At 68.5% G+C, this 14898-nt stretch carries 15 protein-coding genes; 5 read left to right on the top strand and 10 right to left on the bottom strand.

The window, feature by feature from the left end; translation table 11 throughout:
- Positions 1–8: 8 nt before the first annotated feature.
- The 6 genes from AC27L4_RS23100 to AC27L4_RS23075 form a co-directional block, all read right to left on the bottom strand.
- Positions 9–1769 (bottom strand): cbb3-type cytochrome c oxidase subunit I, encoded by a 1761-nt coding sequence (locus tag AC27L4_RS23100; protein WP_487144719.1) that lies wholly within the window; start codon positions 1767–1769, stop codon positions 9–11.
- A gap of 68 nt (positions 1770–1837) precedes the next feature.
- Positions 1838–2668 carry a cytochrome c oxidase subunit II gene (locus AC27L4_RS23095; protein WP_487144718.1) on the bottom strand — a complete coding sequence of 277 codons (831 nt, stop codon included), beginning with the start codon at positions 2666–2668 and terminating at the stop codon, positions 1838–1840.
- A gap of 33 nt (positions 2669–2701) precedes the next feature.
- The gene (locus AC27L4_RS23090) at positions 2702–3517 is read right to left on the bottom strand and encodes a DUF2189 domain-containing protein (protein WP_487144717.1); all 816 of its coding nucleotides are present in this window, start codon (positions 3515–3517) and stop codon (positions 2702–2704) included.
- A gap of 163 nt (positions 3518–3680) precedes the next feature.
- A complete protein-coding gene (locus AC27L4_RS23085) occupies positions 3681–4142 on the bottom strand; it encodes a DUF805 domain-containing protein (RefSeq protein WP_487144716.1) in 462 nt (153 codons plus the stop codon).
- Positions 4143–4339: 197 nt separating this feature from the next.
- On the bottom strand, positions 4340–5014 hold the full coding sequence (locus tag AC27L4_RS23080) for a Crp/Fnr family transcriptional regulator (protein ID WP_487144715.1): 675 nt from the start codon (positions 5012–5014) through the stop codon (positions 4340–4342).
- Between the two features lie 66 nt (positions 5015–5080).
- A complete protein-coding gene (locus AC27L4_RS23075; RefSeq protein ID WP_487144714.1) occupies positions 5081–5854 on the bottom strand; it encodes a class I SAM-dependent methyltransferase in 774 nt (257 codons plus the stop codon).
- Between the two features lie 87 nt (positions 5855–5941).
- Between AC27L4_RS23075 and AC27L4_RS23070 the strand changes: the two genes are divergently transcribed.
- Positions 5942–6217 (top strand): hypothetical protein, encoded by a 276-nt coding sequence (locus AC27L4_RS23070; RefSeq protein ID WP_487144713.1) that lies wholly within the window; start codon positions 5942–5944, stop codon positions 6215–6217.
- 192 nt (positions 6218–6409) lie between these two features.
- Positions 6410–7306 carry a hypothetical protein gene (locus AC27L4_RS23065; RefSeq protein ID WP_487144712.1) on the top strand — a complete coding sequence of 299 codons (897 nt, stop codon included), beginning with the start codon at positions 6410–6412 and terminating at the stop codon, positions 7304–7306.
- A 12-nt stretch (positions 7307–7318) separates the two neighbouring features.
- Here the strand turns inward: AC27L4_RS23065 and AC27L4_RS23060 are convergent, their stop codons facing one another.
- Both AC27L4_RS23060 and AC27L4_RS23055 read right to left on the bottom strand, forming a co-directional pair.
- The gene (locus AC27L4_RS23060) at positions 7319–9334 is read right to left on the bottom strand and encodes an acetyl-CoA carboxylase biotin carboxylase subunit (protein ID WP_487144711.1); all 2016 of its coding nucleotides are present in this window, start codon (positions 9332–9334) and stop codon (positions 7319–7321) included.
- A gap of 160 nt (positions 9335–9494) precedes the next feature.
- Positions 9495–10361, bottom strand: coding sequence for a hypothetical protein (locus AC27L4_RS23055; protein WP_487144710.1), 867 nt, complete (start codon positions 10359–10361; stop codon positions 9495–9497).
- Positions 10362–10618: 257 nt separating this feature from the next.
- On the opposite strand from AC27L4_RS23055, the gene AC27L4_RS23050 reads away from it, so the two are divergent.
- Together AC27L4_RS23050 and AC27L4_RS23045 are read left to right on the top strand one after the other, a co-directional pair.
- Positions 10619–11596 carry a ring-cleaving dioxygenase gene (locus tag AC27L4_RS23050; RefSeq protein WP_487144709.1) on the top strand — a complete coding sequence of 326 codons (978 nt, stop codon included), beginning with the start codon at positions 10619–10621 and terminating at the stop codon, positions 11594–11596.
- A gap of 66 nt (positions 11597–11662) precedes the next feature.
- Positions 11663–12292, top strand: a complete 630-nt coding sequence (locus AC27L4_RS23045; protein WP_487144708.1) for an alpha/beta hydrolase — start codon at positions 11663–11665, stop codon at positions 12290–12292.
- Between the two features lie 68 nt (positions 12293–12360).
- On the opposite strand, the gene AC27L4_RS23040 is transcribed toward AC27L4_RS23045, so the two are convergent.
- Positions 12361–12606, bottom strand: a complete 246-nt coding sequence (locus AC27L4_RS23040; protein WP_487144707.1) for a hypothetical protein — start codon at positions 12604–12606, stop codon at positions 12361–12363.
- Between the two features lie 211 nt (positions 12607–12817).
- On the opposite strand from AC27L4_RS23040, the gene AC27L4_RS23035 reads away from it, so the two are divergent.
- Positions 12818–13324: a hypothetical protein gene (locus tag AC27L4_RS23035; protein WP_487144706.1), complete on the top strand. Its 507-nt coding sequence runs from the start codon at positions 12818–12820 to the stop codon at positions 13322–13324.
- 39 nt (positions 13325–13363) lie between these two features.
- On the opposite strand, the gene AC27L4_RS23030 is transcribed toward AC27L4_RS23035, so the two are convergent.
- On the bottom strand, positions 13364–14896 hold the full coding sequence (locus tag AC27L4_RS23030) for an acyl-CoA carboxylase subunit beta (protein WP_487144705.1): 1533 nt from the start codon (positions 14894–14896) through the stop codon (positions 13364–13366).
- Positions 14897–14898 lie beyond the last annotated feature (2 nt).

Here is a 14898-nt window from a genome sequence, read left to right as displayed (position 1 = left end):
GCGTCTCCTCAGGCGGGGTTCGGAGCCGGAGGCTGGTTCTGCGGAATGAAATCCTCTACGGCGCCGGGAACGCTGTAATCATAGGCCCAGCGGTAGACCACCGGCAGGTCCTTGCCCCAGTTGCCGTGGGGCGGCGGCGTCTGCGGGGTCTGCCATTCCAGCGTCGTGGCCCGCCAGGGATTGCCGCCCGCCTCCCGTCCCCTGGACAGGCTCCAGATCAGGTTGAACAGGAACACCATCTGGGCAAAGCCCACGACCAGGGCCGCTACGCTGATGAAGGCGTTGAGCGTATAGGCGGAGGCCGGAATGAAGGCGGTGTCGCCCCATTCGAAATAGCGGCGCGGCACGCCAAGCAGGCCGAGATAATGCATGGGGAAGAAGATCGCATAGGCGCCGAGGAAGGTGACCCAGAAGTGAAACCGCCCGAGCACCTCGTTCAGCAGGCGGCCGGTGATCTTGGGATACCAGTGGTAGATCGCCCCGAAGACGACCATGATCGGCGCCACGCCCATCACCATGTGGAAATGGGCGACGACGAACATCGTCTCCGACAGCGGCACGTCGACGACGACATTGCCGAGGAAGAGCCCGGAGAGGCCGCCATTGACGAAGGTGACGATGAAGCCGAGGGCGAACAGCATCGGCACGGTAAAATGGATGTCGCCGCGCCACAGGGTCAGCACCCAGTTGTAGACCTTGATGGCGGTCGGCACGGCGATGATCAGCGTGGTGGTAGCGAAGAAGAACCCGAAATACGGGTTCATGCCGCTGACATACATGTGGTGAGCCCACACCACGAAGCTGAGGGCGCCGATGGCCACGATCGCCCACACCATCATGCGATAGCCGAAGATGTTGCGCCGGGCGTGGGTGCTGATCAGGTCGGATACGAGCCCGAAGGCCGGCAGGGCGACGATGTAGACCTCAGGATGGCCGAAGAACCAGAACAGGTGCTGGAACATGATCGGGCTGCCGCCGCTGTAGTCGAGCCTCTCCCCCGCCGCGACGATGGCCGGCATGAAGAAGCTGGTGCCGAGCAGGCGGTCCAGCAGCATCATCACGGCGGCGACGAACAGGGCGGGAAAGGCCAGCAGCGCCATGACGGTGGCGGTGAAGATGCCCCAGATGCTGAGCGGCATGCGCATCAGCGTCATGCCGCGGGTGCGCCCCTGCAGCACCGTCACCACGTAGTTCAGGCCCCCCATGGTGAAGCCGACGATGAACAGGATCAGCGAGGAGAGCATCAGGACGATGCCCCAGTCCCGCCCGGGGGTCCCGGACAGGATGGCCTGTGGCGGGTAGAGGGTCCAACCGGCGCCGGTCGGCCCGCCGGGCGCGAGGAAAGAGGCCGCCAGCACCAGCACGGCGAGGAGATAGACCCAGTAGCTGAGCATATTGACGTAAGGGAATACCATGTCCCGAGCGCCGAGCATGAGCGGGATCAGGTAGTTGCCGAAGCCGCCGAGGAACAGGGCCGTGAGCAGGTAGATCACCATGATCATGCCGTGCATGGTGATGAACTGAAGGTAGTGGTCGGCGTCGATGAAGGAGAACGCCCCGGGGAATCCGAGCTGCAGCCGCATCAGCCATGACAGCACCAGCGCGACCAGCCCGATGGCCATCGCCGTGCAGGCGTACTGCACGGCGATGACCTTGGCGTCCTGGGAAAACACGTATTTCGTCAGCCAGCTCCGCGGATGGTAGAGCTCGACGTCCGCGACCTCGGCAGGCGGCACCGGTACAGCCGCGCCCAGCGTGGAATCGACCATCAAGACGCCCTCCTCGCTTGGCGGCGGCGAAGCCTCGGGCCCGGGCTCCGTCGCCGGGATCGCCCCGCCTACCCGCCGGTCCGGGGCTGGTTCGCCCTGGCCTGAGCCGGGGCGTAGAGTTGCGCGAAGGTCCGCTGCTGCTGCAGCCAGGCCTGGTACTTGCCGGGCTCGTCGACCACGACGCGGCCGCGCATATAGGGATGGCCGGTGCCGCACAGCTTCGCGCACAGCACCTCGAAGGAGCCGGTCCGGCTCGGCGTGAACCAGTAATAGGTCACCATGCCGGGGATCATGTCCATCTTGGCCCGGAACTGCGGCACGTAGAAATCATGCACGACGTCGATGCCGCGCAGCAGCACCTTCACCGGCTTGCCGACGGGCAGGTGCAGGTCGTCGCCGATGATCACCACGTCGTCCCTGTTGGCGGGATCGCCCGGATCGAGGCCGAGGGGATTGTCGGCGGTGATATAGCGCGTGTCGGCGGCGCCGAGCCGGCCGTCCCTGCCCGGCAGGCGGAAGCTCCACTGCCACTGCTGGCCGACAACCTCGACCTGCGAGGCATCGGCGGGAACCGTGATGAACTGGTGCCAGACGAACAGGCCGGGCACCAGCATGGCGGCAACTCCCAACGCCGTGCCGACGGCAAGCCACCATTCCAGCCTCCTGTTCTCGGGCTCGTAGGCGGCCCGCTGCCCCGGCCGATGGCGGAAGCGCCAGGCGCAGTAGGCCATGAACAGGACGACGGCGCTGAAGACGAGGCCGGTGATCCAGAAGGTGATGATCAGGGTGCTGTCGATGTAACGCCAGTTGGAGGCGATCGGCGTCCCCCACCACGGGCTCAGCACATGGAACAGCACCGAGCCGACTGCGACGAGGACCAGGACGATCGCGATGGGCATGTTCCTGCACCTCCCTCGAGATGCGCCGCCGCCTCACGTTTCCACGACCCGGCGGTAGAGATGCCAGGTCGCGTGCCCCAGGATCGGCATCACCAGGGCGAGGCCCACGAACAGAGTAAGGCTGCCGGCCACCAGCCCTCCGGCGACGACGAGGCCCCAGAGAGCCATCGCCGCCGGACTGACCCGAACGGCCCGGATCGACGTGCGCACGGCCACGATCGCATTGACATCCCGGTCGACGAGCAGCGGAAACGACACGACACTGATCGCCAGGACGAGGAGGGCAAAGAGGAAGCCGACGCCATTGCCGAGGACGATCAGCGCCCACCCGTGCGGCGTGGTCAGGACCTCAAGGAGGAAGCCGGTGACCGTGGCGGGCATGGCATCGCCGAAGGTCCAGCGGTAGAGCAGCATCGCGGCGACCAGCCAGGCGATGTCGATCACCATGAGGAGGCAGCCGAGCTCCGCGATTGCGGCCCTGGACGGCCGGTGGAAAACGTCCAGCGCATGCACCCAGGCGGTGTCGAGGCCCTTCTCGCGCCGTCGGCTGATCTCGTAGAGGCCGACGGCGGCGAAGGGGCCGACCAGCGCGAAGCCGGCGACGAGCGGGAACAGAAGAGGCAGGACGTCGTAGCCGATGGCGAGCCGGCCGAGGAAGACACCGGCCAGCGGATATATGATCCCGAGAAACAGGAGATGGCTCGGCTTCGCCCAGAAATCGTCGATGCCCCTTGCCAGCACCTCCCGAATGTCTGCGGCGCCGATACGGCGGACGTCCAGCGGCAACAGACTGACGCCGGCGGTCGCAGGGATCGTCGCCTTGATGGCATCGGTGTGTCGGTTCGCCATGGCACTCGCCCGACATGACGGGACGGCTCTGGCGAAGATGGCGAGATGCCTGGACCTGCCCGCCGGTGACGCCGAGCCGCCGACGACATATTACACCTGCTGCCGGCGCTTGTCGCGCCGTATGAGACCGTCTGCCGCGAGCCCTGCCCGCGGAGGTCAGGCCTCAGGCGCGAACCGCAGCCGCCACCGGCAGGCGTGCTTCGCGCGAGGCCTCGCCCGGCATGCCGGCGAGCCAGGCGCACCAGCCGATCATCGGCCCGGCGAACAGCGCCGTCATCAGCAGGGCGCGACTCCACGTGCCTTCCGCCGGCAAGGTCAGGACGAAGGGCGAGCCGGTCACGACCAGGATGTAGGCAGCCAGGAACAGGGCGATGGCAAGGCCCGACCAGCCGAGGTCGTGCAGGCGCTTGCGCGACAGGCACCCTGCCGACCAGGCGACGCCGATCACGAACAGGAAGGGGACGATGCCGCGCGGATCGGCCAGCCGCGCCACGACCCGATCCGACAGGGCGGTGATCAGGCAGAGCGCGGCCGCGCCGCCGGCAAAGGCGGACCGGCCGATGGCGCCGGACGGCGAGAGCAGCAGGGCGGCCATGCCCAGGGGGGAGAGAGAGGAGCGTTGCATGGCGGCAGCATGCTCCCGGGATGGTTAACGGGCCCTTGCCGGCGATGCGGCAAACTCGCCCGGCAGGGGATGCCTCGCGGGCGGATCTTCAGCTCTTCGCCACGATCGCTCCCCGCATTTCCGACGCTAAATCAATGCCGTCGGGAGCAATGGCGGCACAGGCGGGTCCGGGAGGTCCCGCCTGGCCGGGCGGTTCCTCACAGGCGCCCGGTGGTCACGCGCATCTTGTCGGCGAGACCGCCGCCGATGCGCCGGTAGAGCGCCGAGGCGATCTGCTGGTCGCGCTTGCACAGGGCATGCAGCTTGTCCTGGTCGAAGGCGAGCACGCGGGCCGGCTCGTCCACGGTCACCGTCGCGGTCGCGGGCACGCCGGTGGTGAAGGAGACGTCGCCGATGAAGGCCCCCGGCCCGACATGGGCGACGACCTGGCCCTTGACGACGACCTCGGTACGTCCCTCGCAGATGAAGGTCAGGTCGGCGACGGGCTCCTCCTCCGCCGTCAGCACCGAGCCGGCGGCGAGCTCGCGCCATTGCGCCGTGCGCAGGAGCTGGGCGATCTGCGCCTTGTCGAGCTGGCCGACGATCGGAGCGATGAAGGCGCGCTGGTCGGCGGTGAGCTTCAGGCTGAGCCGGTCGCGCAGCAGCCGCCCGACCTGGACCAGGTTGATGGCGATGAAGGCCGTGTCCCAGAGGATGCTGGTCCACACCGGCGAACCGCTGAAGAAGAAATAGGCGATCTCGAAGGCGATGCCGACGACGGCGGCGACGCGCAGCCAGAAGATGTTGGTGAGGAGGTAGGAGACGGCGATGATGGCGTAGGCGATATGACCGGGCACCGCGTCCCAGTCGAAAATCTGCTGCAGAATTTCCAAGAAGAGCCCCTTCGTCGCAATCCGGCCCATGGCGGTCGCCCACACCGCCCTGCCATGGTCTCCTGCCTATCGCATTTCAGGGGCGGTCCGGGAAGTTCGCGGCTGGCCGCGCCGTGGTTTTTCCGCCGCTTCCGCGGCCTCCGCTCCCGTCTTGCTGGCGATCACCAGCCAGCGGCGCTTGAAGCCCGAGCGCACCGTCTCGATGCGCTTGAAGGCGCTGTCGCGCGCCAGCAGCATCCGCGCCGCCGTCACGCTCATGAGATACTTGCCGCGGCGATTGATGTAGAGGATCGGCGCATAGGCCATGAACAGAAGATGGAGCGGGGACATGCGCCGCATCAGCACCTCCCGCCAGCCCGGCGAGGCGAGTTCGACGATCAGCCGCTCGCGTGCGATTCGACCGAGCCCCTGCAGCACTGCGATAGGGTCTTCCAGATGATGCAGCACGTTGAGGCAGAGCACGTAGTCGAAGGCCTCATCGCCAAGGCCGGCATTGAGATCGAGCACGGAAAACTCGACGCTGACGCCCAAGCACAGGGCCAGCAGCTTGGCCCGCCGGATGATCGCCGGGCTCATGTCGTAGCCGACGACCCTGCTGGCATTGCGGCGGATGGCCTCGAAGCAGAAATAGCCGTGGTTGCAGCCGAAATCGACGACGGTCTTGCCGGTCAGATCATCCGGGAAGATCCGCGCGGCCGTACCGGAACGATCGTCGCCCGGCGTGTACAGGCCGTGAGGCAGCTCGATCCGCTGATAGCCGAACTGATGCCGGCGCAACAGCGCCTGGACCCGCTCTTTCGTCCAAGTCCCCAAGGCTGGCCCCCTGCAACGTCGATTCACAGCGCATGCTCGTGAATTGAGGCGGAACTACGGACATTCTCTCCAGGACCACAGTCACCACAGGCGTCTTACGGAAGGATCCCCATCATGTCGACTTTCTCGGAACTCTCGGCCGTCATAGAGGCCGCCGCCCGCACGGCCGGCACCGATCTTGCCCGCACGCAGCTGGCGGCCCGCAGCGCCGGCACGCCCCTGGCCTCGGACGACATCATCGGCCTCGCCAACCTGCAGGTCGACCTGACCCTGTCGCGGGCACTGCCGGCGCTGCGCGGCCTGATGCTTGAGGCGGTGCTGCAGGCCTGCTCCGCCCGCACCGACGAGATCATCGCCTCGCTCGGGACAGCCTCGCCCAAGTCGCATTGAGGCTGGCAAAGCGGCGGCGGATCGGCGGGTTGTTGAAACCCCGGCCCCGAACGCCTAGAAATCGCGGGGTATGCCGACTTCCCTCGCGTCACGACTCCGGACGGGGGCGGACGGCCGCAATGGTTGCCGGCCGTCCCGGCCCGCCGTGCGCCCAGCGTGCCGGCGATGGGGGGGCGGCGCAGGGACGTCGATTTGACCGATTCTACGCGTGCCGAGGAAATCTATGCGCCTGTGGCGCCGGCGCACCAGCCGCCGGCGCCCGGCCTTGCCGGGCGCTTGGCGGACTGGTTGCCGCTGCGGCCCTATCTCGGGGCCCGTTTCGGCTTCGCCGGCAAGTTCGACCGTGCGGCGGCCCGGCTCGCGGCAGCGGGCGGCGTCGCCGTGCCGGCACGGCAGGCCGCCTTCTTCTATGGCCGGCGCCTGCGCCTGGAGATCGACCCGCGGCAGCTGACGCATCGGCTGAGCGATTATGTCCAGGACGGCCGGTCCATGCGCTGGATCGGCGAGTTCTTCCTCGACGGCGGCGACTGGAGCCGCATCCTCTCGCCGATCGTCCAGTCGCCGGCGCACCGGGAAGTGGTCGAGATCTGCCAGGCCCGTCACCAGTTCCGCGACAGCCGCATCTACAGGATCTTCGCCAGGCGCATTGCCGAGGGCCAGCCGCGATCGCGCAACGGCATCCGGCTCGACACCGAGGCCAAGCTCGACGCCTATTTCCAATATTACGTCGACCTGGTCGAGAGCATCGAACGCACCGGCATCCTGCCGCGCGACCGGATCGGCACGACCGAGCGGACCGGCCAGTCGCACCGCTCGATGCGCTCGGTCTGGCAGGACATGGCCGAGCGCGAGATCGGCGTGGCGATCGGGCCGGACGGCGCGCTGGTGCGCCACACGTCCGGCAAGCACCGGGTCGCCGCCGCCTTCGCCCTCGGGCTGGACCGCATCCCGGTGGAAATCCGCCTGGTGCATGCGGCCTGGCTGGCCGGGCAGGCGCGGCGGCTCGACCTGTCGCCCGCGCAGGCGCTCGACGTCGCCCTGGACGAGATGCGCGCGAGCCGCGGCCCCGGCACGGCCGCGCCGAAATAGCGGCAAGCGCCGTCAGGCGAATTCCATGATCACCGCATCCACGGCGAGGCTGTCGCCGGGCTTGGCGCGGATGGCCTTGACGGTGGTGTCACGCTCGGCCCGCAGCACGTTCTCCATCTTCATCGCCTCGACCACGCACAGCGCCTCGCCAACCTTGACCTCCTGGCCGACGGAGACGTCGATGGAGCGGACCAGCCCCGGCATCGGGCAGAGCAGCGCCCGGCCGGCGTCGGCGGCCAGTTTCACCGGCATGAGCCGGGACAGGGCAGCCTCGCGCCGGGTGAAGACCCGGGCCTCGGCGCCGGCGCCGCGATGGGTCAGGGCGACGCCGTTCAGGATCGGGCGCACCTGCACCGAGGCCGGCTCGCCGTCGATGAAGCCCCGCCAGACCGGCTCGCCCGGCTTCCAGGCGCTGCGCAGGGTGCGCAGCGCGCCGGCGCTGCCGTCGCAACCGGGGAAGGCCACCTGGATGTCGCCCTGCGCCTCGTCGACCTCGACGTCGAAGCCCTCCCGGTCGAGCATCACCACGCGCTGGCGCTCGAACACCACCGACCGCCAGGCGAACTGGCCGCTGATGCGGCGCTTGCGCTGGTTGTGGATGTGGTCGATGGCGGCGGCGACCGCCGCCAGGCGCATGGCGAGGTCGCCCGACGGCACGGCCGGCGCAAAGCCGGCCGGGAACTCCTCGGCGATGAAGGCGGTGGAGAGCCTCCCCTCGCGCCAGCGCGGATGCTGCATCAGCGCCGCCACGAACGGTATGTTGTGACGGATGCCTTCGATGGCGAAGGCATCGAGCGCGTCCGCCATGGCGTCGATGGCGGCGATGCGCGTCGGCGCGTGGGTGCACAGCTTGGCGATCATCGGATCATAGTGGATCGAGATCTCGCCGCCCTCGAACACGCCGGTGTCGTTGCGCACCGTGATGCCCCGCTCCTGGCGCTCGGCCGGCGGGCGATAGGTGACGAGGCGGCCGGTGGAGGGCAGGAAGCCGCGCGTCGGGTCCTCAGCATAGACGCGCGATTCGATCGCCCAGCCGTTCAGCCGCACATCCTCCTGGCGGATGGCCAGCGCCTCGCCGGCGGCGACGCGGATCATCTGCTCGACCAGGTCGATGCCGGTGACCAATTCCGTCACGGGATGCTCGACTTGCAGGCGGGTGTTCATCTCCAGGAAGAAGAAGCTCTTGTCCTGGCCGACGACGAACTCGACGGTGCCGGCGGAATCATAGGCGACGGCCTTGGCCAGGGCGACGGCCTCGGCGCCCATGCGCGCCCGCGTCTCGGCGTCGAGCAGCGGCGACGGCGCCTCCTCCACGACCTTCTGGTTGCGGCGCTGGATCGAGCATTCGCGCTCGCCGAGATGGATGACGGTGCCGTGCTTGTCGCCCAGCACCTGGATCTCGATATGCCGCGGCTCGACGATGAACTTCTCGATGAAGACGCGGTCGTCGCCGAAGGATGACCTGGCCTCCGAACGGGCCAGCCTGAACCCTTCCTCGACCTCGGCGGCGCCGTGGGCGATTCGCATGCCCTTGCCGCCGCCGCCGGCCGAGGCCTTGATCATCACGGGATAGCCGATCTCGTCGGCGATGCGCACCGCCTCGGCGGGATCGGCGATGACGCCGAGATGGCCGGGCACGGTGGAGACGCCAGCCGCGGCCGCCGCCTTCTTGGACTCGATCTTGTCGCCCATGGCGGCGATGGCCCGGGCATTGGGGCCGATGAAGACGATGCCCGCCGCCGCCAGAGCCTCGGCGAAGGCCTCGCGTTCGGACAGGAAGCCGTAGCCCGGATGCACGGCCTCGGCGCCCGTCGCCTTGCAGGCTTCGACGATGCGCTCGATGACGAGATAGGACTGGGCCGCCGGCGCCGGACCGATGGCGACCGCCTCGTCGGCCATCTCGACATGCAGCGCGTCGCGATCGGCCTCGGAGTAGACGGCGACCGTCCTGATGCCCATGCGTCGCGCCGTCTTGATCACGCGGCAGGCGATCTCTCCGCGATTGGCGATCAGGATTTTCTTGAACATCGGGCACTCGAGGGAGGGATCGGCGGGTGGGAGCCCCGATCAATAGCGCCGCGAGGCGTGCCCGCATAGCCCCGTCCGACAGACCGCCCCGGGAGCAGGCGCAGACAAGAAAACGGCCGGGCAAGCCGGCCGCAAGGTGCTTGGAGGAAGGGGGAAGGCGTCAGGCCATGCGCACGATGGCGGCGCGGGCGGCGGGATCGTCCTGGGGGCCGTCGACGAAGGCCAGCAGCGCCCGCTCGGCGTCGCTGATCTGGCCGTCTCGGTGGATGCGCGACTGCAGCCAGTTGGCGCCGGCCGGATCGATCTGCGTCACCAGGCTCGACCAGTCGCCCTCCGGCCCGAAGACGGGCGCGGCGACGGTCTCGAGGCCGACGGGACGCTTCAGCGGCGCAGCGGCGCCGAGCAGATGGTTGGCGATGGCGCGGACGAAGAGCTGCGACCAGGCGTCGTCATTGGCGGGGCTGGTGCAGGCGTCGGCGATGTCGAACAGGATCTCGGCCTCGGCCCGCGAGATGGCGGCGCCGGCGTGGGAGAGCATGCGGCTGAGCAGTTCGACGTCGGCGGCGTCGACGGTGCGGGAGAAATGCACGCGGCCGCGGGCGGCCGGCCCCTCGCCGGTGATGGCGGCGTGCTTGACCTGCGCCAGCGCGAAGGCCGCCAGGCTGTTGGGGATCTCGTGCGCCTCTTCCATAATGTTGACCAGGAGCTCGAGCTCGGTCGCGGTCTCGACGCAGGCCTCCGGCCCGCCCATCCGCTGCATCAGCCAGTTGGCCTTCTCGGCGGTGATGCGGCCGGTCGGCATCTGCTGATAGACGATGAAATCGGTCAGCGCCTCGACGAACAGGCGGTTGAATTCGGCATAGCGGCCGCCAAGCGCGGCATTGGCCTGGAACAGCGCTTCCGCGTCTTCCTGATGGATGACGCCGTCGCCATAGAACCAACGGCGCAGGGTGACGATCTCGTCCTTCTCGACAGCCTTGTCTTCGACGATGGATCGGATGATCGCGGGAACGGTTTCGCTCGACATATTCGACGCCTCCATGACCTTGTCTTCTTGGCCACGTCTTTGTTTGCTTGACGCGTTAACTCTCGATCCACGCAACCCAAGGCCACGTTAACGTGCAAACCCTAACGCGCGTTGGGGTTAAGAGGATGTGTCGAACGTCACATCCCGATCCCGGCCGCGCGCCTTGCGCCGATGCAAGCCAGACTTGCACGCCTTTTCGGGCGGCAGTGCGGCGGTCATTTGTCGCCACTGAGGGAATTTCCAGCCCGGAGGACAAAATGACCACCGTCGCCCACGAAGCCGCCATCGTTTCGCCGCGCAAGGCCGTCGCCAGCGCCGGCCTCCACCACATCACCGCGATCACGCGCGACGTCAGGCGCAATCTTCAGTTCTACACGGACCTGCTCGGCCTTCGCCTGGTGAAGCGGACCGTCAATTTCGACGATCCCGGCGCGCACCATCTCTATTTCGGCGACACGGACGGCCGGCCCGGCACGATCCTGACCTTCTTCGCCTGGGAGGGCGCCAATCCCGGCCGCATCGGCCTCGGCCAGGCGGTGGAGATCGCCTTCCGCATCCCGCGCGCCTCGCTCGGCTGGTGGACGCAACGCCTGGTCGAGCGCGGCATCGCCTTCGATGCGCCGGAGCAGCGCTTCGGCGAGACCGTGCTCGGCTTCAAGGATCCGGATGGCATCCGCCTGGAACTGGTCGCCACCGCCGCGGCGGACGGCCCCGGCGGCTGGACGGGCGGCGCGGTGCCGGCCGAGCATGCGGTGCGCGGCTTCCACGGCGTGACGCTGTGGCTGGCCGAGACCGAGGGCACGGCGGCGGTGTTGCGCGAGGTGCTCGGCTATGAGGAGGCCGGCACGGCGGGAACGCGCACCCGCTTCGCCGCGCCGGGCGATGCCCTGGGGACGATCGTCGACCTGCGCCATGCGCCCGGCTTCTTCGGCGGACGCATGGGCACCGGCACGATCCACCACATTGCCTTCCGCGCCGCCGACGACGCGGCGCAGGCGGCCATGGTCGAGACCCTCGACGGGATCGGCGGCCGGGCGACGGAGCAGAAGGACCGCACCTATTTCCGGTCCGTCTACTTCCGCGAGCCGGGCGGCGTGATCTTCGAGATCGCCACCGACGACCCCGGCTTCACGGTCGACGAGAGCCTCGAGACGCTCGGCGGGGCCCTGAAGCTGCCGTCGCAGTTCGAGGCGCATCGCCAGGAGATCGCGGCGGCGCTGCCGCCGCTCGACTGATCTGCCCACCGGTGCGGGCACCGCGTCCCGCACCGGCCCATCCCCTCTCAGGACGACAGGACCGTCATGACCAGCCTCGCCCCCATCGCCCTCTCCCACATCCACCGCTTCGTCGACGGGGATCGCGCCCGTCCGCTGCTGCTGCTGCACGGCACCGGCGGCGACGAGGCCGACCTCGTCCCGCTCGGCCAGGCGATCGCCCCCGGCGCGGCGCTGCTGTCGCCGCGCGGGCAGGTGCGCGAAGGCGGCGCCAACCGCTTCTTTCGCCGCCTGGCCGAAGGCGTGTTCGACATCGCCGACCTCAAGGCGCGGACGCAGGCCCTGGCCGACTTCATCGCCGAGGCGCGCGAGGCCTACGGCCTGCCAGCGCCGGTGGCGCTCGGCTTCTCGAACGGCGCCAACATCGCCGCCTCGCTCCTGCTGTCGCGACCGGAAAGCCTGGCCGGCGCCATCCTGCTGCGGGCCATGGTGCCGTTCGAGCCGGACCATGCCCCGGATCTCGCCGGCAAGCCGGTGCTGATCCTGTCCGGCTCGGCCGACCCGATCATCCCGGCCGCGAATGCCGGCCGACTGGCGGCGATCCTCTCCGGCGCCGGCGCCGCGGTGACGCACCAGGTCCTGCCGGCCGGGCACGGCCTGACCCAGGCCGATCTCGCCCGGTCGAGCGCCTGGCTGCAGGCCCTGGCCGCCCGTTGAGGGCGAGGCAGGGCTCGCTCCGTCCCGGCTCCGCCCGGGACGGCGGCGAGCCCCGTCTCCGCCTCATCTTACATGCCGGCGCCCGAACGGCGCTTGATCGTGAAATAGAACGCCACCTCATAGGCACGGGCATCGGCCCGGGGCGTTCCGGCAAGCGCGGCCTTCTCGGCGCAGATGCCGATATCGACGACGCGGAATCCGTTGGCGACCCGGTCGATTCTGGTCCTGGCGCGGACTTTCCATGGCGTCAGCAGCTTCCACAGGCCGAAGAGAGCCGCGGCCAACGCCAGGCCAAGCACCGTGATGGTTGCCATGAGTCCCCCCGATTCAGCCCGTCGGCAGCGCGATGGCCGACTTGTCGCGGCGGGCTAAATTACAAATATTACATCATATTTCACCCGTCAACATGGTTAACGATCTTTCAACGCTGCGACGGCTGCTCAAGTTTCTTGTAAGAAAGGCCGGACCTGCCGTAATCTGGTTCCGCGGTTCCCGGTGACCTGGTCCGGCGGATTGGAGTCCGGCATGAGCGCAACGATTGAGGATGGCTTCGAGCGGGCCGCGCAGACCAGCGCGGGCGAAGCTCGGACCCTGGCCTGGAAAATATCCCTGATCATCAGAGGCTTGCAGGACGTCGACGCCGAGTTCGCGGCGCGGCTGCGCGACGATGTCCTGCAGATCCTGGCGCCCGACGGCCTGCCGCGCCAGCAGCCGGCCACGGGTATGCGGCCGCATATCGTCGCCAGCACCGCCGCTCCTCCCGATGTTCCCCGCGAGCGGCTGCCGGACATCGAATGGTCGATCCTGGACATCGTGAAGGAAAACGAGTCCGGGATGAATCTTTCAGCCATCCACGAACGGCTGCAAGATCTCAACGATTATCCGATCACCAAGGCCAGCCTGTCGGTGCGCCTGCACCGCATGGTCAAGAGCGGCCGCCTGTCCTCGCCGTCGCGCGGCTACTACGAGCTTCCCGGCGGCACGCGCCCGCGCCTCGGTGAACCCGCCGGGGAGATACGGACCCGGCGCTGAGGCACCCGAGCGGCGATCCCCGCCGCCGGCCGATCTTTCTTACAGCGGGATGTTGTCGTGCTTCTTGCGCGGGGCCTCGACGGCCTTGGTGCGCAGCATGGCGAGCGCCCGGGCGACCCGCCGCCTGGTCTGCGAGGGCTCGATCACCTCGTCGATATAGCCGCGCTCGGCCGCGACGAAGGGCGAGAGGAAGCGGTCCTCGTAGCGCTTGACGTGCTCGGCGATGGTCTCCGGCGCGCCCATGTCCTGCCGGAAGATGATCTCGACCGCTCCCTTGGCACCCATCACCGCGATCTGCGCCGTCGGCCAGGCATAGTTGACGTCGGCCCCGACATGCTTGGACGCCATGACGTCGTAGGCCCCGCCGAAGGCCTTGCGGACGATAATGGTGACCAGCGGCACGGTCGCCTGGGAATAGGCGAAGAGCAGCTTGGCGCCGTGCTTGATCAGGCCGCCATATTCCTGCGCCGTGCCCGGCAGGAAGCCCGGCACGTCGACCAGGGTGACGATCGGGATCTCGAAGGCGTCGCAGAAGCGCACGAAGCGCGCGGCCTTGCGCGAGGCGTCGCTGTCGAGCACGCCCGCCAGCACCAGCGGCTGGTTGGCGACGATGCCGACGGTGCGGCCCTCGATGCGGCCGAAGCCGATGACGATGTTGCGGGCGAAGGCGGCCTGCAGCTCGAAGAAGTCACCCTCGTCGACCAGCTTGCGCACCAGCTCCTTGACGTCATAGGGCTTGTTGGCGTTGTCCGGCACCAGGGTGTCGAGCGAGGGCTCGACCCGCTCGGCGTCGTCGAAGGAGGGGATCTCCGGCACGCCAGAGGCATTGTTGGCCGGCAGGAAATCGATGAAGCGGCGCATCTGCAGGAGCGCCTCGACGTCGTTCTCATAGGCGCCGTCGGCCACCGAGGAGCGGACCGCGTGCACGGAGGCGCCGCCGAGTTCCTCGGCCGTCACCGTCTCGTTCGTCACCGTCTTCACCACGTCCGGGCCGGTGACGAACATGTAGCTGGTGTCCTTCACCATGAAGATGAAGTCGGTCATGGCCGGCGAGTAGACGTCGCCGCCGGCGCAGGGCCCCATGATCAGCGAGATCTGCGGGATGACGCCCGAGGCGACGACGTTGCGCCGGAACACCTCGCCATAGCCGCCGAGGGCGGCCACGCCCTCCTGGATGCGGGCGCCGCCGGCATCGAACAGGCCGATGATCGGGGCGCGGTTCTTCAGCGCCATGTCCTGGATCTTGTTGATCTTGGCGGCGTGGGTCTCCGACAGCGAGCCGCCGAACACGGTGAAGTCCTTGGCGAACAGGAACACCTTGCGCCCGTTCACCGTGCCCCAGCCGGTGACGACGCCGTCGCCGGCGATCCGGGTCTTGGCCATGCCGAAGTCGACGGCGCGATGCTCGACGAAGGCGTCGAACTCCTCGAAGGAGCCGGCATCGAGCAGGAGCTCGATCCGTTCCCGGGCGGTGAGCTTGCCCTTGGCATGCTGGGCGGCGATGCGCTTCTCGCCGCCGCCCAGGAGCGCCTTGGCGCGGCGGGAGTCCAGTTCTTCGAGGATGTGCTTCATGC

This window comes from Labrys sp. Lb11 (assembly GCF_057554225.1).
The sequence above is the reverse complement of the archived record's forward strand: the minus strand, read 5'-3'. Positions and strand labels throughout refer to the sequence as shown.

What these genes read in the sequence shown, in the direction of transcription:
- AC27L4_RS23050 (WP_487144709.1), top strand. Translation starts at nt 10,619, where the DNA reads ATGACCACCGTCGCCCACGAAGCCGCCATCGTTTCGCCGCGCAAGGCC.
- AC27L4_RS23070 (WP_487144713.1), top strand. Translation starts at nt 5,942, where the DNA reads ATGTCGACTTTCTCGGAACTCTCGGCCGTCATAGAGGCCGCCGCCCGC.
- AC27L4_RS23040 (WP_487144707.1), bottom strand. Translation starts at nt 12,606, where the DNA reads ATGGCAACCATCACGGTGCTTGGCCTGGCGTTGGCCGCGGCTCTCTTC.
- AC27L4_RS23095 (WP_487144718.1), bottom strand. Translation starts at nt 2,668, where the DNA reads ATGCCCATCGCGATCGTCCTGGTCCTCGTCGCAGTCGGCTCGGTGCTG.
- AC27L4_RS23100 (WP_487144719.1), bottom strand. Translation starts at nt 1,769, where the DNA reads ATGGTCGATTCCACGCTGGGCGCGGCTGTACCGGTGCCGCCTGCCGAG.
- AC27L4_RS23035 (WP_487144706.1), top strand. Translation starts at nt 12,818, where the DNA reads ATGAGCGCAACGATTGAGGATGGCTTCGAGCGGGCCGCGCAGACCAGC.
- AC27L4_RS23055 (WP_487144710.1), bottom strand. Translation starts at nt 10,361, where the DNA reads ATGTCGAGCGAAACCGTTCCCGCGATCATCCGATCCATCGTCGAAGAC.
- AC27L4_RS23045 (WP_487144708.1), top strand. Translation starts at nt 11,663, where the DNA reads ATGACCAGCCTCGCCCCCATCGCCCTCTCCCACATCCACCGCTTCGTC.
- AC27L4_RS23085 (WP_487144716.1), bottom strand. Translation starts at nt 4,142, where the DNA reads ATGCAACGCTCCTCTCTCTCCCCCCTGGGCATGGCCGCCCTGCTGCTC.
- AC27L4_RS23090 (WP_487144717.1), bottom strand. Translation starts at nt 3,517, where the DNA reads ATGGCGAACCGACACACCGATGCCATCAAGGCGACGATCCCTGCGACC.
- AC27L4_RS23060 (WP_487144711.1), bottom strand. Translation starts at nt 9,334, where the DNA reads ATGTTCAAGAAAATCCTGATCGCCAATCGCGGAGAGATCGCCTGCCGC.
- AC27L4_RS23030 (WP_487144705.1), bottom strand. Translation starts at nt 14,896, where the DNA reads ATGAAGCACATCCTCGAAGAACTGGACTCCCGCCGCGCCAAGGCGCTC.